This window comes from Pseudomonas sp. SLBN-26, assembly GCF_006715895.1.
Classification (GTDB): domain Bacteria; phylum Pseudomonadota; class Gammaproteobacteria; order Pseudomonadales; family Pseudomonadaceae; genus Metapseudomonas; species Metapseudomonas otitidis.
In genome coordinates this window covers 2,004,999-2,031,431 of the sequence record NZ_VFOB01000001.1, presented here as the reverse complement: position 1 = coordinate 2,031,431, position 26,433 = coordinate 2,004,999, and the positions used below count along the sequence as shown (strand labels likewise).

General features: G+C 65.8%; 31 protein-coding genes. 11 read left to right on the top strand and 20 right to left on the bottom strand.

Features of this window, described 5'->3' with window-relative positions:
* Window positions 1–8 precede the first annotated feature (8 nt).
* Both FBY21_RS09380 and FBY21_RS09375 read left to right on the top strand, forming a co-directional pair.
* On the top strand, window positions 9–3,116 hold the full coding sequence (locus FBY21_RS09380) for an efflux RND transporter permease subunit (protein WP_142010569.1): 3,108 nt from the start codon (window positions 9–11) through the stop codon (window positions 3,114–3,116).
* Window positions 3,113–4,603: an efflux transporter outer membrane subunit gene (locus FBY21_RS09375; RefSeq protein ID WP_142010568.1), complete on the top strand. Its 1,491-nt coding sequence runs from the start codon at window positions 3,113–3,115 to the stop codon at window positions 4,601–4,603. Before FBY21_RS09380 ends, FBY21_RS09375 begins: the two co-directional genes overlap by 4 nt.
* 98 nt (window positions 4,604–4,701) lie before the next feature.
* Here the strand turns inward: FBY21_RS09375 and FBY21_RS09370 are convergent, their stop codons facing one another.
* The 3 genes from FBY21_RS09370 to FBY21_RS09360 form a co-directional block, all read right to left on the bottom strand.
* The gene (locus tag FBY21_RS09370; RefSeq protein WP_142010567.1) at window positions 4,702–5,703 is read right to left on the bottom strand and encodes a DctP family TRAP transporter solute-binding subunit; all 1,002 of its coding nucleotides are present in this window, start codon (window positions 5,701–5,703) and stop codon (window positions 4,702–4,704) included.
* 229 nt (window positions 5,704–5,932) lie between these two features.
* Window positions 5,933–7,279: a heavy metal sensor histidine kinase gene (locus tag FBY21_RS09365; RefSeq protein ID WP_222119521.1), complete on the bottom strand. Its 1,347-nt coding sequence runs from the start codon at window positions 7,277–7,279 to the stop codon at window positions 5,933–5,935.
* Window positions 7,279–7,959: a heavy metal response regulator transcription factor gene (locus tag FBY21_RS09360; protein WP_044404171.1), complete on the bottom strand. Its 681-nt coding sequence runs from the start codon at window positions 7,957–7,959 to the stop codon at window positions 7,279–7,281. Before FBY21_RS09360 ends, FBY21_RS09365 begins: the two co-directional genes overlap by 1 nt.
* Before the next feature lie 142 nt (window positions 7,960–8,101).
* On the opposite strand from FBY21_RS09360, the gene FBY21_RS09355 reads away from it, so the two are divergent.
* The 4 genes from FBY21_RS09355 to queF all read left to right on the top strand — a co-directional run bounded on the left by FBY21_RS09355 (window position 8,102) and on the right by queF (window position 11,951).
* The gene (locus FBY21_RS09355) at window positions 8,102–8,668 is read left to right on the top strand and encodes a plastocyanin/azurin family copper-binding protein (RefSeq protein ID WP_253543696.1); all 567 of its coding nucleotides are present in this window, start codon (window positions 8,102–8,104) and stop codon (window positions 8,666–8,668) included.
* A complete protein-coding gene (locus FBY21_RS09350; RefSeq protein WP_142010564.1) occupies window positions 8,668–10,347 on the top strand; it encodes a copper resistance system multicopper oxidase in 1,680 nt (559 codons plus the stop codon). Before FBY21_RS09355 ends, FBY21_RS09350 begins: the two co-directional genes overlap by 1 nt.
* On the top strand, window positions 10,334–11,035 hold the full coding sequence (locus FBY21_RS09345) for a copper resistance protein B (protein ID WP_142010563.1): 702 nt from the start codon (window positions 10,334–10,336) through the stop codon (window positions 11,033–11,035). Before FBY21_RS09350 ends, FBY21_RS09345 begins: the two co-directional genes overlap by 14 nt.
* Before the next feature lie 85 nt (window positions 11,036–11,120).
* Window positions 11,121–11,951 carry an NADPH-dependent 7-cyano-7-deazaguanine reductase QueF gene (gene queF / locus FBY21_RS09340; protein WP_142010561.1) on the top strand — a complete coding sequence of 277 codons (831 nt, stop codon included), beginning with the start codon at window positions 11,121–11,123 and terminating at the stop codon, window positions 11,949–11,951.
* An 82-nt stretch (window positions 11,952–12,033) separates the two neighbouring features.
* On the opposite strand, the gene FBY21_RS09335 is transcribed toward queF, so the two are convergent.
* The 3 genes from FBY21_RS09335 to FBY21_RS09325 all read right to left on the bottom strand — a co-directional run bounded on the left by FBY21_RS09335 (window position 12,034) and on the right by FBY21_RS09325 (window position 13,649).
* Window positions 12,034–12,294 (bottom strand): DUF4404 family protein, encoded by a 261-nt coding sequence (locus FBY21_RS09335; RefSeq protein WP_142010559.1) that lies wholly within the window; start codon window positions 12,292–12,294, stop codon window positions 12,034–12,036.
* 128 nt (window positions 12,295–12,422) lie between these two features.
* The gene (locus FBY21_RS09330) at window positions 12,423–13,163 is read right to left on the bottom strand and encodes a phosphatase (protein WP_044404183.1); all 741 of its coding nucleotides are present in this window, start codon (window positions 13,161–13,163) and stop codon (window positions 12,423–12,425) included.
* A 57-nt stretch (window positions 13,164–13,220) separates the two neighbouring features.
* Entirely contained in the window at window positions 13,221–13,649 is a 429-nt protein-coding gene (locus tag FBY21_RS09325) for an acyl-CoA thioesterase (RefSeq protein ID WP_142010556.1), read from the bottom strand.
* A 109-nt stretch (window positions 13,650–13,758) separates the two neighbouring features.
* On the opposite strand from FBY21_RS09325, the gene FBY21_RS09320 reads away from it, so the two are divergent.
* Window positions 13,759–14,460: a VacJ family lipoprotein gene (locus FBY21_RS09320; RefSeq protein ID WP_107330776.1), complete on the top strand. Its 702-nt coding sequence runs from the start codon at window positions 13,759–13,761 to the stop codon at window positions 14,458–14,460.
* Window positions 14,461–14,527: 67 nt separating this feature from the next.
* On the opposite strand, the gene FBY21_RS09315 is transcribed toward FBY21_RS09320, so the two are convergent.
* Window positions 14,528–14,830, bottom strand: coding sequence for a PilZ domain-containing protein (locus tag FBY21_RS09315; RefSeq protein WP_044404188.1), 303 nt, complete (start codon window positions 14,828–14,830; stop codon window positions 14,528–14,530).
* A gap of 216 nt (window positions 14,831–15,046) precedes the next feature.
* Here FBY21_RS09315 and rssB point away from each other — a divergent pair, with 216 nt between their 5' ends.
* Together rssB and rssC are read left to right on the top strand one after the other, a co-directional pair.
* Window positions 15,047–16,231 (top strand): two-component system response regulator RssB, encoded by a 1,185-nt coding sequence (gene rssB / locus FBY21_RS09310; protein WP_107330778.1) that lies wholly within the window; start codon window positions 15,047–15,049, stop codon window positions 16,229–16,231.
* A complete protein-coding gene (rssC, locus tag FBY21_RS09305; RefSeq protein WP_044404192.1) occupies window positions 16,228–16,710 on the top strand; it encodes an anti-sigma factor antagonist RssC in 483 nt (160 codons plus the stop codon). The genes rssB and rssC overlap by 4 nt, the downstream gene beginning before the upstream one ends.
* A gap of 61 nt (window positions 16,711–16,771) precedes the next feature.
* Here rssC and tal read toward each other — a convergent pair whose 3' ends face one another.
* Window positions 16,772–17,695, bottom strand: coding sequence for a transaldolase (gene tal, locus FBY21_RS09300; RefSeq protein ID WP_142010554.1), 924 nt, complete (start codon window positions 17,693–17,695; stop codon window positions 16,772–16,774).
* A gap of 259 nt (window positions 17,696–17,954) precedes the next feature.
* Here tal and FBY21_RS09295 point away from each other — a divergent pair, with 259 nt between their 5' ends.
* The gene (locus FBY21_RS09295; protein ID WP_253543694.1) at window positions 17,955–18,257 is read left to right on the top strand and encodes a Fur family transcriptional regulator; all 303 of its coding nucleotides are present in this window, start codon (window positions 17,955–17,957) and stop codon (window positions 18,255–18,257) included.
* Here FBY21_RS09295 and dusA read toward each other — a convergent pair.
* Window positions 18,227–19,237, bottom strand: a complete 1,011-nt coding sequence (dusA, locus tag FBY21_RS09290; RefSeq protein ID WP_142010552.1) for a tRNA dihydrouridine(20/20a) synthase DusA — start codon at window positions 19,235–19,237, stop codon at window positions 18,227–18,229. The two genes, FBY21_RS09295 and dusA, sit on opposite strands and share 31 nt — an antisense overlap.
* Window positions 19,238–19,336: 99 nt before the next feature.
* Here dusA and FBY21_RS09285 point away from each other — a divergent pair, with 99 nt between their 5' ends.
* Entirely contained in the window at window positions 19,337–20,473 is a 1,137-nt protein-coding gene (locus FBY21_RS09285; protein ID WP_409563790.1) for a tyrosine-type recombinase/integrase, read from the top strand.
* 64 nt (window positions 20,474–20,537) lie between these two features.
* On the opposite strand, the gene FBY21_RS09280 is transcribed toward FBY21_RS09285, so the two are convergent.
* The 11 genes from FBY21_RS09280 to FBY21_RS29405 all read right to left on the bottom strand — a co-directional run bounded on the left by FBY21_RS09280 (window position 20,538) and on the right by FBY21_RS29405 (window position 26,319).
* The gene (locus tag FBY21_RS09280) at window positions 20,538–21,842 is read right to left on the bottom strand and encodes a three-Cys-motif partner protein TcmP (protein WP_142010548.1); all 1,305 of its coding nucleotides are present in this window, start codon (window positions 21,840–21,842) and stop codon (window positions 20,538–20,540) included.
* Between the two features lie 21 nt (window positions 21,843–21,863).
* The gene (locus FBY21_RS09275) at window positions 21,864–22,607 is read right to left on the bottom strand and encodes a DUF5131 family protein (RefSeq protein ID WP_142010546.1); all 744 of its coding nucleotides are present in this window, start codon (window positions 22,605–22,607) and stop codon (window positions 21,864–21,866) included.
* A 237-nt stretch (window positions 22,608–22,844) separates the two neighbouring features.
* Window positions 22,845–23,123 carry a pyocin activator PrtN family protein gene (locus tag FBY21_RS09270; protein WP_142010544.1) on the bottom strand — a complete coding sequence of 93 codons (279 nt, stop codon included), beginning with the start codon at window positions 23,121–23,123 and terminating at the stop codon, window positions 22,845–22,847.
* Window positions 23,124–23,583: 460 nt separating this feature from the next.
* A complete protein-coding gene (locus tag FBY21_RS09265; protein WP_142010542.1) occupies window positions 23,584–23,808 on the bottom strand; it encodes a hypothetical protein in 225 nt (74 codons plus the stop codon).
* A complete protein-coding gene (locus FBY21_RS09260) occupies window positions 23,798–24,340 on the bottom strand; it encodes a hypothetical protein (protein ID WP_142010540.1) in 543 nt (180 codons plus the stop codon). The genes FBY21_RS09265 and FBY21_RS09260 overlap by 11 nt, the downstream gene beginning before the upstream one ends.
* Before the next feature lie 49 nt (window positions 24,341–24,389).
* Window positions 24,390–24,704, bottom strand: a complete 315-nt coding sequence (locus FBY21_RS09255) for a pyocin activator PrtN family protein (protein WP_142010538.1) — start codon at window positions 24,702–24,704, stop codon at window positions 24,390–24,392.
* Complete coding sequence (locus tag FBY21_RS09250) at window positions 24,701–25,165, bottom strand: hypothetical protein (protein ID WP_142010535.1); 465 nt, start codon at window positions 25,163–25,165, stop codon at window positions 24,701–24,703. The genes FBY21_RS09255 and FBY21_RS09250 overlap by 4 nt, the downstream gene beginning before the upstream one ends.
* The gene (locus tag FBY21_RS29560; protein WP_174244724.1) at window positions 25,146–25,319 is read right to left on the bottom strand and encodes a hypothetical protein; all 174 of its coding nucleotides are present in this window, start codon (window positions 25,317–25,319) and stop codon (window positions 25,146–25,148) included. The genes FBY21_RS09250 and FBY21_RS29560 overlap by 20 nt, the downstream gene beginning before the upstream one ends.
* Window positions 25,309–25,605 carry a phage antirepressor KilAC domain-containing protein gene (locus tag FBY21_RS09245; RefSeq protein ID WP_142010533.1) on the bottom strand — a complete coding sequence of 99 codons (297 nt, stop codon included), beginning with the start codon at window positions 25,603–25,605 and terminating at the stop codon, window positions 25,309–25,311. Before FBY21_RS09245 ends, FBY21_RS29560 begins: the two co-directional genes overlap by 11 nt.
* 10 nt (window positions 25,606–25,615) lie before the next feature.
* Window positions 25,616–26,161, bottom strand: coding sequence for a hypothetical protein (locus tag FBY21_RS09240; RefSeq protein ID WP_142010531.1), 546 nt, complete (start codon window positions 26,159–26,161; stop codon window positions 25,616–25,618).
* Window positions 26,158–26,319 carry a hypothetical protein gene (locus tag FBY21_RS29405; RefSeq protein WP_160158589.1) on the bottom strand — a complete coding sequence of 54 codons (162 nt, stop codon included), beginning with the start codon at window positions 26,317–26,319 and terminating at the stop codon, window positions 26,158–26,160. The genes FBY21_RS09240 and FBY21_RS29405 overlap by 4 nt, the downstream gene beginning before the upstream one ends.
* Window positions 26,320–26,433: the final 114 nt, after the last annotated feature.

Sequence of the window (26,433 nt, the reverse complement as noted above, 5' to 3'; positions counted from 1 at the left end):
GCGGCGCCGTGAACCTGTCCGCTCCCTTCATCCGCCGGCCGGTGGCGACCCTGCTGCTGAGCCTGGCGATCATGCTGCTGGGCGGGGTGAGCTTCGGCCTGTTGCCGGTCTCGCCGCTGCCGCAGATGGACTTCCCGGTGATCACCGTGCAGGCCAGCCTGCCCGGCGCCAGCCCGGAGATCATGGCCTCCAGCGTCACCACGCCGCTGGAGCGCTCCCTGGGCACGCTTTCGGGCATCACCCAGATGACCAGCCGCACCAGCCAGGGCTCGACGCGGATCATCATCCAGTTCGACCTGGACCGGGACATCAACGGCGCCGCCCGCGACGTGCAGGCGGCCATCAACGCCTCGCGCAACCTGTTGCCCAGCGGTATGCGCAGCATGCCCACCTACAAGAAGGTCAATCCCTCCCAGGCGCCGATCATGGTGCTGTCGCTGACCTCCGACGTGCTGGAGAAGGGCCAGCTGTACGACCTGGCCTCGACCATCCTGGCGCAGAGCCTGTCCCAGGTTAAGGGCGTGGGCGAGGTGCAGATCGGCGGCAGTTCGCTGCCGGCGGTGCGGGTGGAGCTGGAGCCGCAGTTGCTCAACCAGTACGGCATCGCCCTGGATGACGTGCGCAAGACCATCGCCGCCGCCAACCAGCGCCGCCCCAAGGGCGCGGTGGAAGACGCCGAGCGCCACTGGCAGGTGGGCGCCAGCGACCAGCTGGAGAAGGCCGCCGACTATGCGCCGCTGATCCTCCGCTACCAGGACGGCGCGGCCCTGCGCCTGGGCGATGTGGCCAAGGTGCGCGACGCCGTGGAGGACCGTTACAACAGCGGCTTCTTCAATGACCAGGACGCGGTGCTGCTGGTGATCAACCGCCAGGCCGGCGCCAACATCATCGAGACCATCGAAAGCATCAAGGCCCAGCTGCCGGCGTTGCAGGCGGTGCTGCCGGCCAGCGTCAAGCTGAACCTGGCCATGGACCGCTCGCCGGTGATCCGCGCCACCCTGCACGAGGCCGAGCGCACCCTGCTGATCGCCGTGGCGCTGGTGATACTGGTGGTCTACCTGTTCCTCGGCAGCCTGCGTGCCTCGCTGATTCCGGCGCTGGCGGTGCCGGTGTCGCTGGTGGGCACCTTCGCGGTGATGTACCTGTGCGGCTTCTCCCTCAACGTGCTGTCGCTGATGGCGCTGATCCTCGCCGCCGGGCTGGTGGTGGACGACGCCATCGTGGTGCTGGAGAACATCGCCCGGCACATCAACGAGGGCATGCCGCCGTTCAAGGCAGCGCTGCAGGGCACCCGCGAGGTGGGCTTCACCCTGCTGTCGATGAACCTGTCGCTGGTGGTGGTGTTCGTCTCCATCCTGTTCATGGGCGGCATCATCGACCGCATGTTCCGCGAGTTCTCCCTGACCCTGACGGCGGCCATCCTGGTGTCGCTGCTGGTGTCGCTGACGCTCACGCCGATGCTCTGCGCGCGCTGGCTCAAGCCTCACGTGCCGGATGCCGACAGCCGCATGCAACGCTGGAGCGAGGCCATCCACGAGCGCATGACGCGGCTCTATGACGTGAGCCTCGGCTGGGCCCTGCGCCACCCGCGCCTGACCCTGGCCAGCCTGCTGGTGACCATCGGCCTCAACGTCGCGCTCTACGTGATCGTGCCCAAGACCTTCCTGCCGCAGCAGGACACCGGCCAGTTGATCGGCTTCGTCCGTGGCGACGACGGCCTCTCGTTCAGCGTGATGCAGCCGAAGATGGAGATCTTCCGCCGTGCCGTGCTCAAGGACCCGGCGGTGGAGAGCGTGGCCGGCTTCATCGGTGGCAGCGGCGGCATCAACAACGCCTTCATGATCGTGCGGCTGAAGCCGATCAAGGAGCGCCAGCTCTCCGCCCAGAAGGTGATCGAGCGGCTGCGCAAGGAAATGCCCCAGGTGCCCGGCGGCCGGCTGATGCTGATGGCCGACCAGGACATCATGACCGGCGGCTCCCGCGAGCAGCGCAGCTCCCAGTACGAGTACGTGCTGCAGGCCGGCGAGCTGGCCGACCTGCGCACCTGGCTGCCCAAGGTGACCGACGCGTTGAAATCCCTGCCGGAGCTGACCGCCATCGACGCGCGGGAAGGCGAGGGCGCCCAGCAGGTGACCCTGAAGGTGGACCGGGACGCGGCCAAGCGCCTGGGCATCGACATGGCGATGGTCACCACGGTGCTCAACAACGCCTACAGCCAGCGGCAGATCTCCACCATCTACGACACCCTCAACCAGTACCAGGTGGTGATGGAGGTGAACCCGAAGTACGCCCAGGACCCGTCGACCCTGGAGCAGGTGCAGGTGATCACCGCCGACGGCCAGCGCGTGCCGCTCTCGGCCATCGCCCGCTACGAGCGCAGCCTGGAGAACGACCGGGTCAACCACGAGGGCCAGTTCGCCTCGGAGAGCATTTCCTTCGACCTGGCGCCGGGGGTGAGCCTGGACCAGGCCACCGTGGCCATCGAACGGGCGGTGGCGGCCATCGGCATGCCCAGCAGCGTGATCGCGCGCTTGGGCGGCACCGCCGACGCCTTCGCCAGCAGCCAGCAGAACCAGCCGTGGATGATCCTCGCTGCGCTGCTGCTGGTGTACCTGGTGCTGGGCATCCTCTACGAGAGCTACATCCACCCGCTGACCATCCTCTCGACGCTGCCGTCGGCGGGGGTGGGCGCGCTGCTGACCATCCAGCTGCTGGGCGGCGAGTTCAGCCTGATCTCGCTGCTGGGGCTGTTCCTGCTCATCGGCATCGTCAAGAAGAACGCCATCCTGATGATCGACCTGGCGCTGCAACTGGAGCGCAACGATGGCCTGTCGCCGGCGGAGTCGATCCACCGCGCCTGCCTGCTGCGCCTGCGGCCGATCCTGATGACCACCCTGGCGGCCATCCTCGGTGCCGTGCCGTTGCTGATCGGCGGCGCCGAGGGCGCGGAGATGCGTCAGCCGCTGGGCGTGACCATCATCGGCGGCCTGGTGCTGAGCCAGATCCTCACCCTCTACACCACCCCCGTGGTCTACCTGTACCTCGACCGCCTGCGCCATCGCTTCAACCGCTGGCGCGGCGTGCGCACCGACGCTTCGCTGGAGACACCGCTATGAATCCCCATGCCCGCCTTCTGTTCCCGGCCCTGGCCCTTGCGGTCGCCCTGGCCGGCTGCGCCGTGGGCCCCGACTACCAGCGCCCGGACGCAGCCAGCGCTGCCCAGTTCAAGCACGTGGAGGGCTGGAAGGCCGCCGCGCCGGCCGACACCCTGGCCCGTGGCGCCTGGTGGGAGTTGTACAACGACCCGGTGCTGAACGACCTGCAGCAGCGCCTGGAGCGTTCCAACCAGACCCTCGCCCAGTCCGTCGCCCAATACCGCCAGGCCCAGGCGCTGGCCCGTGGCGCGAGTGCCTCGTTCTTCCCCTCGGTGAACGCCAACGCCAGCAAGACCCGCTCCGGCCAGGGCGGCGGCAGCAGCACCGTGCGCCTGTCCGACGGCTCCACCGTCAACAGCGGCGGGGGCAGCGGTGCCATCTCCAACAGCTACAGCGCCACCCTGGGCGTGAGCTGGGAGCTGGACCTGTGGGGCAAGCTGCGCCGCCAGCTGGAGGCGGACGACGCCAGCCTCCAGGCCAGCGCCGCCGACCTGGCGGCCGTGCGCCTCAGCCAGCAGTCGCAGCTGGCGCAGAGCTACCTGCAGTTGCGCGTGCTCGACGCCCAGAAGCGTCTGCTGGACGCCACCGTCGAGGCCTACAAGCGGGCCCTGAAGCTCACCGAGAACCAGTTCCGCGCCGGCATCGTCACCGGCGCCGACGTGGCCCAGGCCACCACCCAGCTGAGAAGCACCGAGGCCCAGGCCATCGACCTGAAGTACCAGCGGGCGCAGCTGGAGAACGCCATCGCGGTGCTGATCGGCGAGCCGCCGTCGGCCTTCAGCCTGGCGGAGGTGGAGGGCATCCCCAGCCTGCCCGCGGTCCCGGCCCTGGTGCCGAGCCAGTTGCTGGAGCGCCGCCCCGACGTGGCCTCGGCCGAGCGCAAGGTCATGGCTGCCAACGCGCAGATCGGCGTGGCCAAGGCCGCGTACTACCCGAGCCTCAACCTCACCGCCAGCGGCGGCTACCGCACCAGCAGCCTGCACGACTGGATCACCACGCCCAACCGCTTCTGGTCCATCGGCCCCGAGTTCGCCCTCAACCTGTTCGACGGCGGCCGCATCCGCTCCCAGGTGGAGCAGGCCGAGGCCGGCTACGACCAGACCGTCGCCACCTACCGGCAGACCGTGCTCACCAGCTTCCGCGAGGTGGAGGACTACCTGGTGCAACTGGCCGTGCTGGAAGAGGAGAGCGGGGTGCAGCAACAGGCGCTGGACGCCGCCCGCGAGGCCCTGCGCCTGGTCAGCAACCAGTACAAGGCCGGCACGCAGGACTACAGCAGCGTGGTCAGCAGCCAGGCCACGGCGCTGTCCAACGAGCGCAGCGTGCTCACCCTCACCGGCAGTCGCCTCACCGCCAGCGTGCAGCTCATCGCGGCCATGGGCGGCGGCTGGGATCGGGCCGGGCTGGAGCAGGTGCAGGCGGACGACGAGAGCCTGCCGACCCGCTAGGACCTGCGTGCTGTCTGGTGAGCTGGGGCAATCGAGGGCTGCCGGGGGATGGGCAGCGGGGGAAGCCCGGCGCGGCGAGCGCCGGCCGGGCGAGGGGATCAGCGGGACTTGCGGTTGACCACCTGGGCGGCCTTGACGATGTCTTCGCCGATGTCGGGGGTGTACTGGTCCCAGACTGGCTTCATGGCGGCACGCCAGGCCGTGCGTTCCTCGGGGGTGAGGGTGATGATCTGGGCCTTGCCGGCCGCCTGGATGCGCTGGCGGTCCGCCTGGTTCTGCTGGGCGGCGGCGTTGTTCACGGCGAAGGTGACCTCGTCGATGATGGCTTCCAGCTCGGTGCGGGTCTGGTGCGGAATGGCGAACCAGAAGCGCGAGTTGCTCACCAGCATGTAGTCCAGGGCGCCGTGGTTGGTCTCGATGATGTAGGGCTGCACGGTGTCGAGGTTCTGGCTGGCGAAGTTCGACCAGGTGTTCTCGGTGCCCTGCACCTGACCACCCTTGAGCGCGTCGAAGGTCTGGGCGAATGGCATGGGCACGGCCTTGGCACCGATCTGGGCGAACTGCGACTCCAGCACGTTGGATGCCTGGATGCGGAAGGCCAGGCCCTTGGCATCCGCCGGGGTGTGCAGCGGGCGGTTGGCGGAAAGCTGCTTCATGCCGTTGTGCCAGAAAGCCAGGCCGATGATGTTCTTGTCCTCCATGGCGCGCAGCAGCTGGCGGCCCTTGGCGCGCTTCTGGAAGCGGTTGACCGCGTCCTGGTCATCGAACAGGAAGGGCAGGTCGAATAGCTGCAGCTGCTTGGTGTACTGGTCGAACTTGGCCAGGGAGGGGGCGAGCATGTCCACCTTGCCGTCCTGCAGGGCCTGCAGCTCGTCGGCGTCACCGAACAGCGTGGAGTTGGGGTAGACCTCGACCTTCACCAGGCCGGGCAGGCGTTTCTCCACCAACTGCTTGAACAGCAAGGCGCCCTGGCCCTTCGGGGTGTCGTCGGCGACGACATGGGAGAAGCGGATGGTGATGGGGCCGGTTTCCGCCGCGAGGGCGTGGCCGCTGGCGAGGGTAAGCGCGCAGGTCAGGGCAGCGATGTACTTCTTGATCATGGTGTGTGCCTTTTTTGTTCTGGGCAGACAGTAGGTGGCCGCGACATGCGGACAGTGCCGGCTGGACGGTGCCGCTCGTGGCAGCACCGACAGGCGCGGTTCTCATGGTATCGCCCCGTCCGGTACATGGCCGGGAGGTGACGGTTCGGCAGGGTGTGGCAGGGCCAGGCAGTCCTTCGCCGACCGGCGATTATCCCAGAGTAGACGCTGCTACGAGGGGTAGCACTGCTCAGTTCTGCGATGCGGTCGTGGTTGTGGCGGGGAAGTCCATCTGGAAGCGCGTCCAGCCGTCCGCGCTCACGCAGCGGACTTCGCCGCCGTGGGCGCGGACGATGGAGCGGGTGATGGCCAGGCCGAGCCCGGCATGCTCGGCCTGGCCTTCGCGGCGGGCCGGGTCGGCGCGGAAGAAGCGGTCGAACAGGCGCGGTTGCAGTTCGGCGGGGATGGCCGGGCCCTGGTTGGCCACCTCCAGGCGCAGCGCATGGCCGGCGGGGTGGGCGCTGAGTTCGATGGTGCCGCCGGCCGGGGTGAAGCGCAGGGCGTTGTCCAGCAGGTTGGAGAGGGCGCGGCGCAGCATGGCGCGGTCGCCCTCCAGCTGGCCGCTGCCGGAACAGGTGAGGCGGATGCCGCCTTCTTCGGCCAGGGGGGCGAAGAACTCGGCCAGTGCCTCCAGCTCGTCGGCCAGTACCAGAGGCTCGCGGCGGGTGGTGAGCAGGCCGTGCTCGGCCTTGGCCAGGAACAGCATGTCGTTGACCATCTGCGCCAGGTGCTGCAGCTCTTCCAGGTTGGAGTGCAGGGCTTCGCGGTAGGTGGCCAGGTCGCGGGGCTGGGCGAGGGTGACCTGGGTCTGGGTCAGCAGGTTGGACAGCGGGGTGCGCAGCTCGTGGGCGATGTCGCCGGAGAAGGCGGAGAGCCGCTGGAAGGCGTCTTCCAGGCGCGCCAGCATGGCGTTGAAGGCGCTCACCAGGTCGCTCAGCTCGGCCGGCACGCTGGCCGGGTCGAGGCGGGTGGTGAGGGAGTGGGCGGAGATGCCGGCGGCCACCTCGGCCATCTGCCGCAGGGGGCGCAGGCCGCTGCGCACGGCCCAGGCACCGAGCAGTGCGGTGGCCAGGGCGCTGAGGCCGACGGTGAGCCAGATCAGCCGCTGCATGCGTTCGAGGAAGTGCTGGTGGTGGGTGATGTCCAGCCGCAGGTCCAGGCGCGGGCTGTCGGCTTGGCCGGGGAGCAGCTCGGTGCCGTAGGCGCGCCAGGCGGTCTCGCCGTGCTGGGCGTGGGCGGCAACGACCTGGCTGTCGAACCACAGCTCGCCCTGGGGGCCGAGGATACGCAGGGCAAGGTCGGGCTGGCGTTGCAGCTCGGCGTGCAGGTCGTCTTCCCGCGCGGCGAGGGCTTTGGCGCTGCCCACCGGGCCGAGCAGGCTGCGCAGGGCTTCGGCGCGGCTGGCCAGCAACTGGTTGTCCAGTTCAAGGAAGTGCGCCTCGCTGGCCCGGTCGAACAGGGCGCCGGCGATGAGCGAGACGCTGGCGGTGGCTGCGGCGAACAGCAGGCTGAGGCGAGCGCCGAGGGACAGGCGCATCAGGCGTCCCGCGCCTCGAGCACGTAGCCCATGCCGCGCACGGTGTGGATCAGGCGGGTGGGCCAGGCGTCGTCCACCTTGGCCCGCAGGCGGCGGATGGCGACTTCGATGACGTTGGTGTCGCTGTCGAAGTTCATGTCCCAGACCTGGGAGGCGATCAGCGACTTGGGCAGCACTTCGCCCTGGCGCCGCAGCAGCAGCTCCAGCAGGGCGAACTCCTTGGCGGTGAGGTCGATGCGCTGGCCGCCGCGCTCCACCCGGCGGCGCAGCAGGTCGAGGCGCAGGTCCGCCAGTTGCAGGCTGGTGTCCTGCTGGCCGGTGGTACCCCGGCGCAGCAGGGTGCGCACCCGCGCCAGCAGTTCGGCGAAGGCGAAGGGCTTGACCAGGTAGTCGTCGGCGCCCAGCTCCAGGCCGCGTACGCGGTCCTCGACGGCATCGCGGGCGGTGAGGAACAGCACGGGCGTCTCCAGGCCGGCTTCGCGCAGGGTGCGCAGCACCTGCCAGCCGTCGCGGCCGGGGAGCATCACGTCGAGGATGATCAGGTCGTGGTCGCCGGTCAGCGCCAGGTGCTGGCCGGCGATGCCGTCGCTGGCCAGGTCGACCAGGAAGCCGGCTTCGCCCAGCCCCTGGCGCAGGTACTGACCGGTCTTGGGTTCGTCTTCGACGATGAGCAGTTTCATGGCGGGCCTGTGTCGTGGGGGTTCCTTTATACCGTGCCGGGCCGGTGCGGTGGGCCTGGCTGACAAAGTTGTAATGTGCCGGTAAGCCAGGCGCCAGTGGCAGGGCGGCAGGATGGGGGCCTGTCCATCAGGAGACCCTGTCATGAAACGATCCGCCCTTGTTCTCGCCTGCGGCCTGTTCCTCAGCCTGCCCGTGCTGGCCGACGGTGCCGCCACCTTCGCGTTCGGCCACCCGGCCAAGGCGGCCGATGCCGGCCGTACCGTAGAGATCACCCTGGGTGACATGTACTACGAGCCCGCCAGCCTGCAGGTGAAGGCCGGCGAGACGGTGCGCTTCGTGCTGAAGAACACCGGCAGCCTGCTCCACGAGTTCAACCTCGGCGATGCGGCCATGCATGCCCGCCACCAGCAGGAAATGCTGAAAATGCAGCAGATGGGGATGCTCACCCCCACCGGCATGAACATGAAGCACGACATGGGCGCCATGGATCACAGCCAGATGGGGCACGACATGGCCGGCATGGACATGGCCGGCATGGATCACGGGACGATGATGAAGCACGACGACCCCAACAGCGTGCTGGTGGAGCCGGGCAAGACGGCCGAGCTGACCTGGACCTTCACCCAGGCCACCGGGCTGGAGTTCGCCTGCAACATTCCTGGCCACTACCAGGCCGGCATGGTCGGCAAGGTCGAGGTCAAGCCCTGATGCGCGCGCTGATGGGCGCCGGCTTGCTGGCTTTGGCGGCAGACGCCGGGGCCGGCACCTATGAGCTGGTGATCGATGAGGGGCGCGTGGCCTTGAGCGATGGCAGCCGGCCGGCGTTGACCATCAACGGCCAGTCGCCCGCGCCGGAGCTGCGTTTCAAGGAAGGCGAGGAGGTGCAGATCCGCGTGACCAACCGCCTGGACCGCGACACCTCGCTGCACTGGCACGGGATGATCGTGCCCTACGACCAGGACGGCGTGCCGGGCATCAGCTTCCCGGGCATCAAGCCTGGGCAGACCTTCACCTACCGCTTCCGCGTGCAGCAGTCGGGCACCTACTGGTATCACGCCCACAGTGACTTCCAGGAGCAGGAAGGGCTGTACGGGCCGCTGGTGATCGAACCGCGCGGGCGCGAGCCGTACCGCTACGACCGCGAGTACACGGTGATGCTGTTCGACTGGCAGGACGAAAAGCCCGAGCGCACCCTCGCCAACCTGAAGAAGGACGCCGAGTACTACAACGACCACAAGCGCACCCTGGGGGACTTCTTCACCGATGCCGCCCGCGATGGCGTCTGGGCGACCTTCAAGGACCGCTGGGGCTGGGGCGACATGCGCATGTCGCCGACGGACATCGCCGATGTCAGCGGGTTTCGCTTCCTGGTCAACGGCCGCGACGCGGAGCAGAACTGGACGGCGCTGTTCAAGCCGGGCGAGCGGGTGCGCCTGCGCATCATCAACGCCTCGGGCATGAGCTACTACGACCTGCGTATCCCCGGCCTGCCGATGACGGTGGTGCAGGCGGATGGCAACGACGTGCTGCCGGTGACGGTGGACCAGGTGCGACTGGCGGTGGCCGAGACCTATGACGTGATCGTGCAGCCCCGGGAGGATCGGGCCTATACGCTGTTCGCCGCCTCCATGGACCGCCGTGGCTACGCCCGCGCCACCCTGGCGCCCCGGCCGGGCATGGTGGCCGAGGTGCCGACCCTGGGGCCGCCGCGCCTGCTGAGCATGGCCGACATGGGCATGGATCACGCCATGCCGGGGATGGACCGCGGTGCGATGGCGGGCATGGGCGATGCAGAAATGGCCGGGATGGACCATGCCGCCATGGGCCACGGGATGCCGGCCGCCGGTGGCAACCCGGATTACGCGCCGGGCAGCGGCATCGCTCCCGAGCTGGTGGAGGGCGGGCGGGTGCTGGTCTACGGCGACCTCAAGGCGATGCGCCCGGATGCCCGCTACCGCGCGCCGGACCGCACCATCGAGCTGAAGCTCACCGGCAACATGGAGCGCTACTTCTGGTCCTTCGACGGGGTGAAGTACTCCGAGGCCGAGCCCATCCGCCTGCGCTACGGGGAGCGGGTGCGCTTCCGCTTCGTCAACCAGACGATGATGAACCACCCGATGCACCTGCACGGCATGTGGATGCAGCTGGACAAGGGCAACGGCCGGCTCAACCCGCTCAAGCACGTGGTCAACGTGGCGCCCGGCAGCACGCTGGAAGTGGACGTGCCGGCCGATGCCATCGGCCAGTGGGCGTTTCACTGCCACCTGATCTACCACATGGCCAGCGGAATGTTCCGCAAGGTGATCGTCGAGGCGCCCGATGGCAGCAGCCGCTCCCTGGGTGAGGCCATGCAACCGATGGAGGAGGCTGCTCATGCGGGTCATTGAATGGGGGGTGCTGGCGGCATTGGCCAGCCCGTTGTCCTGGGCGATGGAGATGGACGCCATGCCGATCGGCTACCTGGGGTTCGATCGCCTGGAGCAGCGCTTCCACGGCAAGGACACCCAGCTGGCCTGGGAGCTGGAGGGCTGGTACGGCACCGACACCCACAAGCTGGTGCTGAAGAACGAAGGCGCCCGGGATGCCGGTGGGCCGACCACGTCGAGCAGCACCGAGCTGCTGTACCGGCGGATGTTCAGCGACTTCTTCGACTGGCAGGCGGGCGTGGCCCATGACGACCAGCCAGGGCCGGCGCGCAGCCATGCGCTGGTGGGGATCAAGGGGCTGGCACCGCAGTGGTTCGAGGTGGAGGGCAACCTGCTGGTGAGCGAACGGGGCGATCCCTCGCTGCGCCTGGAGGCGGAATACCAGGTGCTGCTGACCCAGCGGCTGGTGCTGGAGCCCCGGCTGGAATACGACCTGGCCCTGGCGGACGACCGCGACCTGGATCGCGGCGCCGGCAGCGGCACGCTGGAGGCGGGGTTGCGCCTGCACTGGCGGGTGACGCCGGCGTTCTCGCCTTACCTGGGTTATGAGTGGGAGCGTACCCACGGCCGCAGCGGGGACTGGCTCCGCGCAGCCGGCGAGCCGGACGAGGAGGGCGCCTGGGTGCTGGGGCTGCGCTTCTGGTTGTAAGGGGCCGGGCGTGTCGCCGAGGTTTTGCGGCAGGCCCGGGCTGTATACAATTGCGCGGTTTTCTCCCCCCGCCAGGTCGCCTCTCATGCAGCATCCCGCCGAACACTCGCCGCTGGGCAAGTCCAGTGAGTACATCAGCACCTACAGCCCGCAGCTGCTGTTCCCCATTTCCCGCGTGGCGAAGTGGAACGAGCTGGGGCTGACGGCGGAGACCCTTCCTTATAAAGGCGTGGATTTCTGGAACTGCTACGAGCTGTCGTGGCTGACCCCGTCGGGCAAGCCGGTGGTGGCCATCGGCGAGTTCGCCATCCCGGCCGATTCGCCGAACATCATCGAGTCGAAGTCCTTCAAGCTGTACCTCAACTCCCTCAACCAGAGCGCCTTTGCCACGGCGGCGGAGCTGGTGGCGGTGCTGGAGAGGGACCTGTCGGCCGCGGCAGGGGCCGAGGTGAAGGTGCGCGTGCGCAGCCTGGCGGAGGTGGAGGCCGAGGGTGTGGCCCGCGCCGCCGGCACCTGCATCGATGACCTGGATGTGAGCATTGACCACTACGACCATCCGCAACCGGAGCTGCTGCGCGCCGATGCCGCCGAGTTGGTGGAGGAGGCACTGCACAGCCACCTGCTGAAATCCAACTGCCCGGTCACCGGCCAGCCGGACTGGGGCACGCTGGTGGTGCAGTACAAGGGGGCTCGCCTGGACCACGCCAGCTTCCTGGCCTACCTGGTGAGCTTCCGCCAGCATTGCGACTTCCATGAGCAGTGCGTCGAGCGTGTCTTCCTCGACCTGCTGCGCCTGCTCGAGCCCGAGCACCTGACGGTGCAGGCACGCTATGTGCGCCGCGGCGGGCTGGACATCAACCCCTACCGCAGCACGCACCCCATCAGCCCGGACAACGGTCGGCTGGTGCGGCAGTAACTGATTCCGGGCTGCGCCCAGCGGCAAGCTGAAACGAAGAACCCCGGCACCTGGCCGGGGTTCCTGCATTCGGGGTGGGGGGTCAGATGCCCATGCTGACCAGGCTCTGCATGATGTTGCGCAACGTGCCGGCCAGGGTCGGGTGGCTCAGCTCGAAACGCTCGACGGCCAGGTTGACGCCGTCCACCAGGCTGTCTTCCGGAGTGTGGGCCTCGTTCGCCAGCTTCAGTTCGATGTCGCGGATCAGGCCGTTGAGGTGGGCGCGCTCTTCCGCATCCATCGGGGTGTCTTGGGCCAGTTGGTCGCGCAGTTCGTTCAGTTGCTGCTGCAGGCGTTCGGACATGGTGTTCTCCCTTTTGACATGACTCAGGAGTGGACCGCCGTCTGACGGCAAAAGGTCCCGGTGCCTGTGAGATTAATCCAGGCGGGGCGGCGCTGCCTGATCGTGATCAATGCCGTTACAAAACGGGGTCAGGGCTTCTCGCCCTTCTGCCGGCGGCTCGCCAGGTCGTCGAGGCAGTCGGGCAGCTCGCCGAGGTGGTCGATCACCGAGTGGGCGCCGAGGCGATACAGCTCCAGGGTGGCGCGGGCGCGCCGGGCGTCGCGCTCGTTGGCCGGCAGTGCCTGCCAGTCCCCCAGGGCGTGGCCGCAGAGTCGGCCACTGGCGGCGAGGCCGACGGTCCAGAGCCCGGCGTTGAGGCCGGCCTGGAGCAGGCGGGGTTCGCCGCTGACCAGCACGCAGCCTTCCAGGCGTTCGACGCCGAGGCCGGTGAGGGCGTTCCAGCAGCTGTCCGGGGCTGGCCAGGGGCGCCCGGTGCCGGCCTGGGCCGGTGGGAGCGAGTCGGGCAGCGACTGGGCGAGCACCGTGGTGACGTGTTCGGGCAGTTCGTCCAGCCAGGCTGCGGGGATGTTCTGACTGGCCAGGCGATCGAGGAGGGCGTCCAGGCCCGGTGCCGGTTCAGCACGCTCATGGGCGGCCTCGACCAGGGCATCCTGCAGCCGGGCCCGCTCGGCTGGGCGGGGGCGCCGCTTCAGCAGCGCTTCCAACTGGTCGGTCGGGGCAAGGGGGGCAACCTCATCCAGCTGCCCGTCGGTGTGGCGCACAACGGTGCGCTGCAGGGCCAGGGGCAGGGTCCGGGAGCCGAAGTCCACCAGGCAGCCGGTCAGGCCGAGGAGCAGGGCAGTGAAAGGGGGCGGCGGGGTGCTGGGCATGGGCAGGTCATCCTGACGTGGGCGCTTCCAGCCTAGCTGCCCGGGATGACGCGCAGGTTACGGTTCCGTGACGGCCAGCGGGCCCTGGAAGATGTGCCGCAGGGCTTCCGGTACGGGGACCGGGCGGTTGCTGGCGTGGTCGACCCAGACCAGTTTGCAGTGGCCTTCGCCATGGACCACGCCAGGTGCCTCCAGGGTGCCCAGGCGGTGCTCGACCACCAGGCTGGAATTGCCCAGCGTGCCGGCGTAGAGCTCCACCACCACGGTGGCCGGGTGCACGACGGGGCGCAGGTAGGTGTGCAGGGTCTGCAGCACCACCGGGCCCTGGGCCACGTGGTTCATGGCGATGCCGTGGCGCTCGAACCAGGCGACGCGGGCTTCTTCCAGGTACTGGATATAGAGGGTGTTGTTGACGTGGCCGTAGCTGTCCATATCGCCCCAGCGCACGGGGATGTGCGCTACATGGAGTAAATTCTTTTCCGCCATTGGTCGCGTTACCTATGCTGCCTATTGGCCATCCAATGGCCGTATACTGCGCGCCTTGTCGGGCGGCCCGCTGGGGGCGCCACACTACTTTTCCCTAGGAGAGACTGCAATGCGAATGATCGGTGCGGGTTGGCTCGATCGAATGGGCCGCCTGCTGGCGGTCGCCGGCCTGGTGGCGCTGCCGCTGGTGGCCCAGGCTGCGGATGAAGACCCGTGGGAGGGCGTCAACCGCGCGGTGTTCAGCTTCAACGACACGGTCGACACCTACGCCCTGAAGCCGATCGCCCAGGGCTACCAGTACGTGACGCCGCAGTTCGTGGAAGACGGCGTGCACAATGTCTTCCGCAACGTCGGTGACGTCGGCAACCTGGCCAACGACCTGCTGCAGGGCAAGCTGCACGCGGCGGGCGTGGACACCAGCCGGCTGATCTTCAACACCACCTTCGGCGTGCTTGGCGTATTCGACGTGGCGACCCGCATGGGGCTGCAGCGCAGCGACGAGGACTTCGGCCAGACCCTGGGCGCCTGGGGCGTGGGCAGCGGCCCGTACGTGGTGCTGCCGCTGTTGGGCCCGAGCACCCTGCGCGATGCGCCGGCGCGCTTCGTGGACAGCTACACCACGCCCTATCCCTACATCGACCACGTGCCGACCCGTAACGTGATCCTCGGGGTGAACACCGTGGACACCCGCGCCAGCCTGCTGTCGGCCGAGAAGATGATCACCGGCGACAAGTACGTGTTCATCCGCAACGCCTACCTGCAGAACCGCGAGTTCAAGGTGCGCGACGGCGAGGTTGAGGACGATTTCTGATCGCCTCCCTCGTTTTGCGGGTATGAAAAAGGCGGCCAATGGGCCGCCTTCTTTCTATGTGCGCCGATCAGCTCATCGAGGTGATGGCGAGGCCGATGGACATGCGCCCATCGTCGCCGGCCGATATGCGGACCACCTCGGCTTCGGCGTCCAGGCCCTTGAGCTCGGCGTGGTCGGACGGGATGTGGACGCGCACCTTGTCACCTATCGACAGGTGGGCATCGGCTTCCAGTTGCATGCCGGTGCTCGACAGGTCGCGGCACAGGGCCGGGTACTCGCGGCCTCCATGGTGCAGAACGACCTGCGCCTCGACCTGCATGCGGATGAAGTCGCGCTTCTCGCTGTAAGAACGATGATCGTTCTGACTCATTATCTGCTGTCCTCTGGTATTGGATGGACTGACCCCCGGCCTCTTATAACTCCCGCTCTTTTCATGTGTAAAGGCAGGTTTCGACAATCGGCGCACGCTTGAATCGCCCTGCGGATGGGAGTACCGTCTGCGCCTTGAAGCGAACCCCTTACCCGCATCCGGCCTAGGTCGGTGCCTCAACCAGCCCACCCCCGGCGCCGTTTGCCTGGATACTCCATGCACAATACCAGTGCCAAGCTGCTGATCATCGACGACGACGAGGTTGTCCGCACCAGCCTCGCAGCCTATCTGGAAGACAGTGGTTTCAACGTCCTGCAGGCAGGTAATGGTCTGCAGGGGTTGCAGGTCTTCGAGCAGGAACATCCCGATCTGATCATCTGCGACCTGCGCATGCCCCAGGTCGACGGGCTGGAACTCATCCGCCGCATCAACCAGCTGGAAACCGACACGCCGGTGATCGTCGTGTCCGGGGCCGGTGTGATGAGCGACGCCGTCGAAGCCCTGCGCCTCGGAGCGGCGGACTACCTGATCAAGCCCCTGGAAGATCTGGCGGTGCTGGAGCACTCCGTGCGCCGCGCGCTGGATCGCCACGCCCTGCGGCTGGAGAACCAGCGCTACCGCGAGGAGCTGGAAGCCGCCAACCGCGAACTCCAGGCCAGCCTGCACCTGCTGCAGGAAGACCAGAACGCCGGGCGCCAGGTGCAGATGAACATGCTGCCGGTCACGCCCTGGACGGTGGACGGGTTGCACTTCGCCCACCAGATCATCCCGTCCCTCTACCTGTCGGGGGACTTCGTCGACTACTTCCGGGTCGACGAGCGGCGCATCGCCTTCTACCTGGCGGATGTTTCCGGTCATGGCGCCTCGTCCGCTTTCGTCACCGTCCTGCTCAAGTTCATGACCACCCGGCTGCTCTACGAGTCGCGACGTGGCGGTACCTTGCCGGAGTTCAAGCCCTCCGAGGTGCTCGGCCACATCAACCGTGGCCTGATCAACTGCAAGCTGGGCAAGCACGTGACCATGCTGGGCGGGGTGATCGACGAGGAGAGCGGCAAGCTGACCTACAGCATCGGCGGGCACCTGCCCCTGCCTGTGCTGTACAGCGAAGGCCAGGCGCATTACCTCACCGGGCGCGGCCTGCCCGTCGGCCTGTTCGAGGAAGCGACCTACGAGGACCAGGTGATGGACCTGCCGGCCTCGTTCAGCCTGACGCTGATGTCCGACGGCATCCTGGACCTTTTGCCGGGCGACACGCTCAAAGAGAAAGAAGCTGCCCTGCCGGAAATCGTGCAGGCAGCTGGTGGATCCCTGGATGGCCTCAAGAAGGCCTTTGGCCTGGCCAACCTGGGGGATATGCCAGATGATATCGCCTTGCTGGTGTTGAGCAGGAACCTTGCATGAGTACCGGTAAAATCCAGTTTGCCGAGCAGGACGGCACCTTTGTCCTGAAGTTCGTCGGTGAAATCCGCCTGACCCTGTGTTCGGCCCTGGACGCCACTATCGAGAAGATCTTCTCCGCGCTTAACTTTTCGGCGATCGTCATCGACCTGACCGAAACGCGCAGCATCGACAGCACCACCCTGGGCCTGCTGGCCAAGTTGTCGATCCTCTCCCGGCAGAAGGTCGGGCTCTTGCCCACCGTCGTCACCACCCACCCGGACATCACCCGGCTGTTGCAGTCGATGGGCTTCGATCAGGTGTTCAACATTGTCGACAAGCCGCTGCCGTGCCCTGAGTGCCTGGAGGACCTGCCGCCTCAGGACCAGACCGAGGACGTGGTGCGCACCAAGGTGCTCGAAGCACACCGCATCCTGATGGGGCTGAACGAGTCCAACCGCGAAGCCTTCCATGATCTGGTCAGCGCGCTCGAGCGCAGCTGACCTTTCAACCTTCCCCGCTTGAACCTGATGCGCCTGGCTGTTGCAGCCAGGCGCTTTCGTATCAGGCGCGTGCCTTGAGCAGGGCTTCGAGCTTTTCCTGATCCCGGGCGAACAGGCGGATGCCCTCGGCCAGCTTCTCGGTGGCCATCGCGTCTTCGTTAAACTGCCAGCGGAAGGCCGGCTGATCCAGTGTCTGGCGCGGTTCTGCCGCGCCCTCGCTCAGCTGGCGAACCAGCTGGCCGTCATCCTCGGCCAGCTTCTGCAGCAGGTCCGGGCTGATGGTCAGGCGGTCGCAGCCAGCCAGGGCCTCGATCTGCCCCAGGTTGCGGAAGCTGGCACCCATCACCACCGTCTCGTAGCCGTGGGCCTTGTAGTAGCGGTAGATGCGCGAGACCGACTGCACGCCCGGGTCCTCGGCGCCTGCGTAGTCGCGGCCTTCGGCCTTCTTGTACCAGTCGTAGATGCGCCCGACGAAGGGAGAGATCAGGAACACCCCGGCCTCGGCGCAGGCGACTGCCTGGGCGAAGTTGAACAGCAGGGTCAGGTTGGTCTGGATGCCGCTGCGCTCCAGGCGCTCGGCGGCGCGAATGCCTTCCCAGGTGGAGGCGATCTTGATCAGCACGCGCTCGCGGCCGATGCCGGCCTTGTCATATAGCCCCACCAGGCGCTCGGCACGGCGCAGGGTCGCTTCGGTATCGAAGGACAGGCGCGCGTCCACCTCGGTGGAGATGCGCCCCGGAATCACCTTGAGGATCTCCTGGCCCACGGCCACCCCGAAACGGTCGCATGCCAGCCCCAGGTCGCCGGCGCTGCCTGCCACGGCCTGGTCCAGCAGATCGGCGTAGCGGGGCAGGGCTGCTGCCTTGAGCAGCAGCGAGGGGTTGGTGGTGGCATCCACCGGCTTGAGGCGGGCGATGGCATCCAGGTCGCCGGTATCGGCTACCACGGTGGTGAACTGCTTCAGTTGGTCCAGCTTGGAAGTCATGACGAGGCCTTGTCGTTGCAGGTTGCGTGACCTTACCCGAGCAGCCCGGGCGGGCTCAACGGGCGGCCAGGGGAATTTCATGGCGGCGCTGCCGCCACGTTCGTCAGACCATGGCCGCGAAAAAAATTCCGTATTTCCTTGCGGGTTTTCCGTGCTGGTTCGTCTTTATTGATGAGGGCCCGCTGAGCGGGTGGGGTGGCGCAGGAAGGCCGCCTCGGTGCCGACACGCCACAGGCAACAGACCAGAAGGAGCTTCGCCATGCCCCGCAGTGACCATGCCCAGTTGCGCCAAATGCTGCAGGACGCCGGCCTGAAGGCCAGCCTGCCGCGCCTGAAGGTGCTGGAGATACTCTGCGACGCGCAGAACGAAGACGGCGGCATCTCCACCCGCCTGCTGCACCAGCGGCTGAACGCCGCCGGTGAGCCGCTCTCCCTGGTCAGCGTGCGGCAGGTGCTAGGGCGGATGCTGGAAAGCGGCCTGGTGGTGCCGGAGGGGCACAAGGGCTATGCCCTGGCCCCGCAGAACGCGGCTCAGTGGCCGCGCAGCAGGTCGATGGCCTGATCGAGCAGTTCCAGCGGCGCCTGGGTCTTGTGCACGTCCACCGAGAGCAGTTGGCGGAAGCGTCGTGCCCCCGGGAATCCCTGGGCCAGACCCAGCACGTGGCGCGTGATGTGATGCATCTGCCCGCCCTCGGCGATGTGCCGTTCTATATAGGGGCGCATGGCCTCCAGCGCGGCGGCGCGGGTGATCGGCTGGGCCTCCGAGCCGAACAGGCGCCCATCCACCGATGCCAGCAGGTAGGGGTTGTGGTAGGCCTCGCGGCCCAGCATCACGCCGTCGAAGGTGGCCAGGTGCGCCTCGCACTCATCGAGGGTCTTGATGCCGCCGTTGAGGATGAACTCCAGGTCCGGGAAGTCCCGCTTCAGCTGGGCGGCCACCTCATAGCGCAGCGGCGGGATCTCGCGGTTCTCCTTCGGTGAGAGGCCTTCGAGGATGGCGATGCGAGCATGCACGGTGAAGCTCCGGCAACCGGCATCTCGCACCTGCCCGACGAAATCGCAGAGCGCCTCGTAGCTGTCGCGGCCATTGATGCCGATGCGGTGCTTGACCGTCACCGGGATCTCCACCGCATCGCGCATGGCCTTCATGCAGTCGGCCACCAGCGCCGGATGCCCCATCAGGCACGCGCCGATCATGTTGTTCTGCACCCGGTCGCTGGGGCAGCCGACGTTGAGGTTCACCTCGTCGTAACCCGCTTCCTGCGCCAGCCGCGCGCAGGCTGCCAGGTCGGCCGGCACGCTACCGCCCAGCTGCAGCGCCAGCGGATGCTCCTGCTCGTCATGGCGGAGGAAGCGAGCACGATCCCCATGCAGGATCGCGCCGGTGGTCACCATCTCCGTGTACAGCAGCGCGTGCCGGGACAGTTGGCGGAGGAAGAAGCGGCAATGCCGGTCGGTCCAGTCCATCATCGGCGCCACGGAGAAGCGGCGGGACAGCGCAGGGCGCGGGGTTACTGGCGTAGAGCTTGATTCTAGAGGCATTTGGGTACGTCTGATTTCTGCCCGTTTTACCCCGTTTCCGCTTGTTTTTGAGATGTCACTGGTACAATGTACCAACCTCAAAACCTCATGTACCAAATTATGGCGACCATCAGAAAGCGGAAGCGCAAGGACGGGACTTTCGGCTATACAGCGCAGATACGGATCATGCGCGATGGCGCGCAAGTCTATCAGGAAAGCCAGACATTCGACCGGCTGCAGACCGCCAAGGCCTGGGCTGGCCGGAGGGAGGCGGAACTGGCCGAGCCGGGTGCCATCGACAGGGCCAGTCGCAAGAGCGAGCTGCTGGTCGACATAATCGACCGCTACCTCGAAGAGTACGAACGCATCCGCCCGCTGGGCAGGACCAAGCGGACCTGCCTGGAGGCCATCGGCAAGACCTGGCTCGGCCAGGTGAGTGATCGCGAGCTGACCAGTCAGAAGCTGGTCGAGTTCGCCCAGTGGCGCATCAGCCCCGAGGGTGGGGCGGTCATGCCGCAGACGGTTGGCAACGACCTGGCGCACCTCGGCGCCGTGCTATCGGTCGCCCGCCCGGCCTGGGGCTACGAGATCGACCCCCATGCAGTCAGCGATGCCCGGAAGGTTCTGCGCAAGCTCGGGGCCATCAGCCGCAGTCGGGAGCGCGACCGCCGGCCCACCGCGGAGGAGCTGGACAAGCTGCTCGCGCACTTCTTCGACACCCTCCGCTGGAAGCCCTCGGCGATCAACATGCCCAAGGTAGTGGGCTTCGCCATCTTCTCCACCCGCCGGCAGGAAGAGATCACCCGCATCCGTTGGGATGACCTGGACGTGCCCGGCCGGCGCGTCCTGGTGCGCGACATGAAGAACCCCGGGCAGAAGATCGGCAACGACGTCTGGTGCCACCTGCCGGACGAGGCCATGCGCATCATCGAGTCGATGCCCAAGGAGTGCCCCGAGATCTTCCCCTACAACGGCGATTCGATTGGGACTGCGTGGTCCAAGGCTTGCAAGTTCCTCGGCATCGAGGATCTGCACTTCCACGACCTTCGCCACGACGGTGTCAGTCGCCTGTTCGAAATGGAGTGGGACATTCCGCGCGTGGCCAGCGTGTCGGGCCATCGGGACTGGAACTCACTGCGCCGCTACACGCACCTGAGAGGCCGGGGAGACCCCTATGCAGGGTGGGCGTGGTTGGAGAAGATCATCGACGCGCCTGTGTTGCTGGGCGTGCGGGTCAGAAGGAAGGAGGGAGGGTAGTGCCTCCCTGATAACCCATTTTAGCGGCAGTGCTGTTGAGGTGACTTTATTTAAACTTGTATTTTTACTTTTTCTCTCTGAGTGGTGGGAGAAAAAATATAGGTCTTTGTTGGGGGGCGATTAGGATATCCGTTGACTTTATACTTGTGCCTTTTCTGCGTCTGGTTTTTCCATCTTTGTCTACAGCTTGCAAGTCGCCGGTTGCAATAGCGGTATCTAGAGCCTGCTTTACGCGGATTTCATCGGCCATGGTGTAGTTTGTTAAGCCGCTCATCAGGTTGATGAATGGCTGGCTTTCAAGTTCATATACTTGCTTGGGTAGTAAGTCAGACAACTCACTGTGTATGCGATTATCTGTGGATTCATCAAAATGATGTTCTTCTAGAAGCAGGTCAGGTTGACCGGTTACGTCAATATCGCGATTGGCGTCGTAGCCAAAAAAACTTGAGGGTGACAGCATGTGAGAAAAATTGTTGCCATATTTCCAGTGGATTTTCTTCATGACGTCATTGGCTCTGTAGTTATTTGCTAAGTGAATAAACCAATAAGTCATAGGGTTGTTGCCAATCGGGCGAATAAAGAAAATGGTCATATATCTGGCGCCGCTTTCCTGTTTGATGCCCTCTGAAAGGTAGCGCTGAATAATGTATTGCCAGTTTCTAGGGTGGTGGGCTTTAAGCTCTTTTAGTGAATTCCATGGGACATGATTGTCTAGTCCAATGTTTGAGATTGCCTTGCGATTGGCGTGCCGGTCGGCTAGATAAGTGACAAGAAAGTCAACGTTGAAAGTTAGCAAAACTTCAGCTTTGCTCAGGTTTTTGAAAATCCAATTGATCTTCGGGAATGGTACTTCGCCATATCCATATTGGTCCAAAAGGAATAAGGCGCGTTCGCCTTTTCCGAAGGATTTGAGTTTCTGAACGATTGATGGTAGGGCTTGGGTGAACTCGGCACTATGAAGATGAACATCGTTGCCAACTCGATGGGCGTGGTTTCGAGACGCCATCACAGCATGCAGGCAGGCGATATTCTCAGGCTTCACATCTACAAAAAAATGCTGTGATCTGATGGTGCGCGGTTTAATGCGGTCAATATTGTTTCGGATCTCTGATGTCTGAATCGCCTCTAGAGCGATCAGTGGAGAGCCATAATGCCTACCACCGAAACCATCGTCATAGATGCCACCGCCACTGAATCCATCGACGATGGATAAGCCAAGTTCTGGCATCTGCTGATTTCTCATGAGTACATCGATGTAGGTCTGAATGTACTCATCAATAATTTGGTGTTTTATTTTGCTGTGAGGGTCTATTGTTGGGAAGGTTTGTGAGGCCCAGTCCCAGCGATACTTCTCGTCATCCTTGGCCATTTATTATTCCTTATACTGGTGTCATGCAAGCTGCAGCAATGGGATTTCATCCCAGGTTTGGCCTTTTAGTAATCGGCCATTTGCTTTCTTGGAGCGCTTTACTCCGTCGGCACCCCATCCTCCCCATTGTTTAAAGAAAAATGCAGAGCCAAAGGCATCACATTGGGTGTGAATTTTGTCTACCCACTCTTGCTTCATAGGGCGGGCTTTAGGGCCGGATTCACCACCTACGATGACCCAATGAATGTTGGTTAAGTCAAGTTCGCCTAGGTCTTCTAGAAGTGGTTCTGCTGATAGGAATCGAATTGTTGCATTAATTTGGCGGAGGCAATCGATTCTGGGGACGCCGTACTCTCGGTCCTCTACGGATACTCCCAGCCAGGCGTTAGTTGGTGGCGTCCGCTCGCGGAAGTAGTCGGCTAGCCGCTCTGCTCGTTTGGTTAATATCTGGAAGGTGTGCTGAGATGCTTCCTTTATTACTTTGAAAACTTGGTCAATGTATTCGTCCGGTACGCTTTCGTGAAAAAGGTCGGACATTGAGTTTACAAAATATATAGTGGGCTTTTTACGCTGTAGCGGCTCTTTTAGTTTTTCGGGGCGTAAACTAAGTCGAAAGCCGTTCTCATAGCCCGGTGTTCCCATCGCCTGTAAGCGATGTGCCATGTTTTCGGCATAGCAGTTTTTACAGCCAGGAGAGACCTTGGTACATCCTACTACGGGGTTCCAGGTCATTTCTGTCCATTCGATGCTTGTCTGTGTGCTCATTCCCAATTACTCCAGTCCTGCACCGATGTTAATGATGATTCTGCAGTGCAGTCAAAGTGTCCCCGAGCGGTCGAGGAGGTGTCTTGGTTTTGTATCGCATAGCTGACCTTTCCATGGTGGATGAGGTGAACGACTATTACGTAGCCTGATTTGAGCGTCGTGTATGGCTACAATCGTGATCTTTGTCGAAAGAGTCCAGCCCCAGCGATTCTCGGTCGCGCTTTCTCGGCTTATTCGTTAAGCGACTCGGGTTCGGCGACCGTGCAGCTTGTCGTTCTCCACCGTGGCACGGCGGTGCTGTTCGTCTAGGTACTTCGCCAGGTCGGTCAATGCAACGCCGCAGGCGGCTTTCTGGCTGCCCTCGATGCGGATCAGCGGGAGATCAATGCTGCCGTCCGCGACCTTCCGCTTGAACTTGTCCGGCGTGAGGTGGCTGAAGTAGTCGGCGCAGACCCGCTCCAGGGGGATGATCGCCAGGGCGCCGTACTGGGCCATCAACAGAAATACTGTATTCATCCTCCTGTCGCCCTCTCTGCTCGATGGCGCGGCTCGTTCGCTTGCATGTGGAACACCTGTAGGTCCCGCTCTGGGGGCGGTCGGCGGCAGTGAGCTGCCGAGTGGTGCGTATACCCCTTAACAAGCTGCGCGGCGGGGGAAGGGTGGTTAGCGGAGCGGAGTTCCATTTTCTGCGCCCTGCGCACGCCTTCCGTGGGGTATGCGTGGGCTTCGTTATGTGCGGATATGAGCGGTGTTATGAGCGGAATGATGCCTGCCGCTGCGCGGCAGAGGCTGTCTATCTCGCCACCCTCGGGCAGCGGTTGACGGCCGTGGGGCATGGCGTTCACCGGGCAGCTATGAGCGGGGCCGCCGCCGCGCTTTCGCGCGGCCGGGGCTTGGGGGCGGTGGGTGGCGAGGGGTGCGGCTGCGCCTTCTGAGTGAAGGCAGAGCGCCCTGCGGGCAAGCCGGTCGAGGTGGCTCATGCGGCGCGCTCCTTCAACAAGTCTTCGAGCAGCAACTGCTCGCGAATCTCCCGCTGGATCTGCCAGAGCGCTTCGGTGCCCAGGTCGGCGCGCAGGCGTGCCTGCAGGGCGGCGTTGAGGCGTTCGGCCGCGGCCAGCTTTCTGACGGCGCGGTCGTGGTCGCGCTGGAGGCGGCCAGCGGCGACCGGGTCCAGGCGCAGCAGGGGGAAGTTATGCCGCATCACGCACCTCCTTGGCCTGTAGGCCCATGGCGTGGTCGATGACTGCGCGCAGAGTGCCGGCGCCGTTGTAGTCCGGGCCGACCGGGAGGTAGAGGACGACGTCGTCGAAGTCGCGGCCGGTGTGTGCCGTCTCCAGGAAGTTGATGCGCGCTGCGTCGGGGTGCTGGCCGACGGGGCGGGTGGTGATCTGCTCCAGTTGGCGGGCGAGCCGGTGGGCGTCGCTGGCTTTGTCGTCTGCGCCCAGTCCGTTGAAGGTGCGGGCTGCGAGGTGCAGCGCCGAGGCGGCCCGGTTGAGGGTGTCGCGGTCGGTCTCGTTGACCAGACGCAGGTAATGCTCGGCCCGTTCGGTGAGCGCCTGCGCGTCTTCGGCGGCGAGCGGTGCGAGCGTCTGGGAGGCTTGGGCCTGTTCCTCTGCCTCGGCCCGTGCGGACTGCTCGCCATCGGTCATGCCGGCGCGGTAGCCGGCGTAGAAGGTGAACAACAGCCCGAGGGTGAGGGCGATGCCGGCGAGGATCTGCAAGGTGGTCGTCATGGGTGGTCTCCCGTGATAGTCGGTGCCGCTGTTGGCGCAGCGGCTGCGGTTACGGCTGGTTGGCTACGGTGTCGCTCAGGGTGGCGTCGGCGGCCTCGCTGCGGGCGTCGATGAAGATGGCCAGGTGCCGGATGTCCACGAACTTCGGGGCTTTGGCGCTGGTGTCCAGCACCGTGACCGGGAGCGGCACCCGGCCGGCGTTGAGGGCGCGGGTGAAGTTGTCGTCGTTGAGGTTGCGGAAGTAGCGGGCGCGGACCTGCTCGACCGGGACCAGCACGTCGCCGAGGGTGCGATACAGCAGCTCGACGGTTTGCTGGCGAGGCGCGGGCGGCAGGCGCAGCTCGCGTTGGGCTGGCTGGCTCATGCGGCGTGCCCTGCGGTCTGCTCAGCGAGGCGCTTGAGGCTGAGCACACCAGCCTTGCGCTTGCCCGTGGCTGGCTTGCGCGTGGGGGTGGTGGCGCGGATCTCCCGCTGGATACCGCCCAGGGCCTCCCGCGCGGTGGAGCCGAAGGCCACGAAGCGGGGCAGGGTGGAGCTGCTTTCGTTCGGCTCGATGACGGCGCCCAGCTCGACCCCTTCCAATCCGGCCCCCAGGCGCAGCATGGCGCGGCCCCGGTACGGGGCGCCCAGCTCGGTGGCCAGGCGCTCCAGGGCGGCGGCGAGCTGCAGGTGCTCGACCTGCAGGGGTGCGGCGGCGCTGGTGAGGGTGACGCCGGCTGCAGTGGCGGCCAGGGTCAGGTTGGAGAGCAGCTTCTCCGGCGTGCAACGCGGCTCGGGGAGCTGCAGCAGCTCGGTGAGCAGGGCCTTAATCAGTTTGTGGTCCATGTTTTCGTTCCCAGGTGAGTTCGACGTGGGTGCGCACCATGTCGCGCAGATGCTCCGGCACCTCCTCCAGTGCCCGGCGGCGCTCCTCCTTGGTGGGGAGGTTGGCGATCTGCTGGGCGAGCTGGCGGGGGCGCGGCGGGTGGCTATGCGACATCGCGCGGGTCTGCCTTGGGTTCGGGGAGTGGGCGCTGGATCTCCAGCTTCTGTTCCAGCCAGCGCAGGCCCGCCTCGGTGACGCGGGTGGAGCGGCTGTACTGCTGGCCGAAGCGCGGGTGGTACCAACTGCCCTCGCGGGTGATGAGGTAAAGCGCGTCCCGGGCCGGGTGCCGGGGCAGGCGATCCGCCCCCAGCAGGTCGCGCTCGCGCAGGGCGGCGAGGAGCTTGGGGCGGGTCAGTCCCAGGTGCTCGGCCGCTTCCTTCAGGTCGTAGCTGCGTGCCATGGCTGCCCCCCTAGGCCGCCTGGGCGGTGTGGTAGTCGTGGGCGAGCTGCTGCACGCGCTGGCGGAGCAGGGCATAGGCGCTGCCGGCGTCTTCGGGCACCGGCAGGTGCGCCACGGTACCGGCCAGGTGCAGGGCGGCGCGGGTGCCGGCGTGGGTGGGGCTCAAGGTCAGGCTGACCTCGGCGCCGTCCAGGTCCAGCACGTACACGCCCACACGACGCCGAACGGCCTGGCGCAGGGTGTGCTCGACGCGGCTGCACAGGTCGGCCTCGGTCGCGTCGGGCTGGCCGGCCAGTGGGCAGCCGTTGGCGGCGTTCTCCAGCAGGCGGGCGAGGGTGTGGGCGTTGCGGGCGTGCTGCCGGTCCAGCGTGAGGGTGCTGCAGGTGCCGGTCACGCGGGCGGTGACCTGCACCTGTTCGCCGGCCTGCTCGATGCGGACCTGGGCGTGGACGGTGGCGCGGTTGGGCGCCTGGAGGCTGTGGTTGAACACGCCGGACAGTCGCAGCTGTTGGCGCAGCAGCAGAACGGCCGAGGTGCTGAGGGTCAGGCGATTCATGCGGCGTCCCCTCCGAATGGGCGGGAGGGGGCCGGCTTGATCAGGCGCGGCTTGGCAGGGATGTAGCGGATGCCAGCGATGCGAGCGGCGCGGCGAAGCTCATAGACGCGGAACTCGTCGCAGGCCGGGTGGGCGTGCAAGGTGGTTGCGTGTTGCATGGTTTGCCTCGTCTCTGTGGTAGGAAGACGCTGGCAATATAGCTTTGGTTGTTAAGTTGATTCAATAGCTAGGGTTGTAATTGGTCTGTGTGAAATCGCGAAGGCAATAAAAAG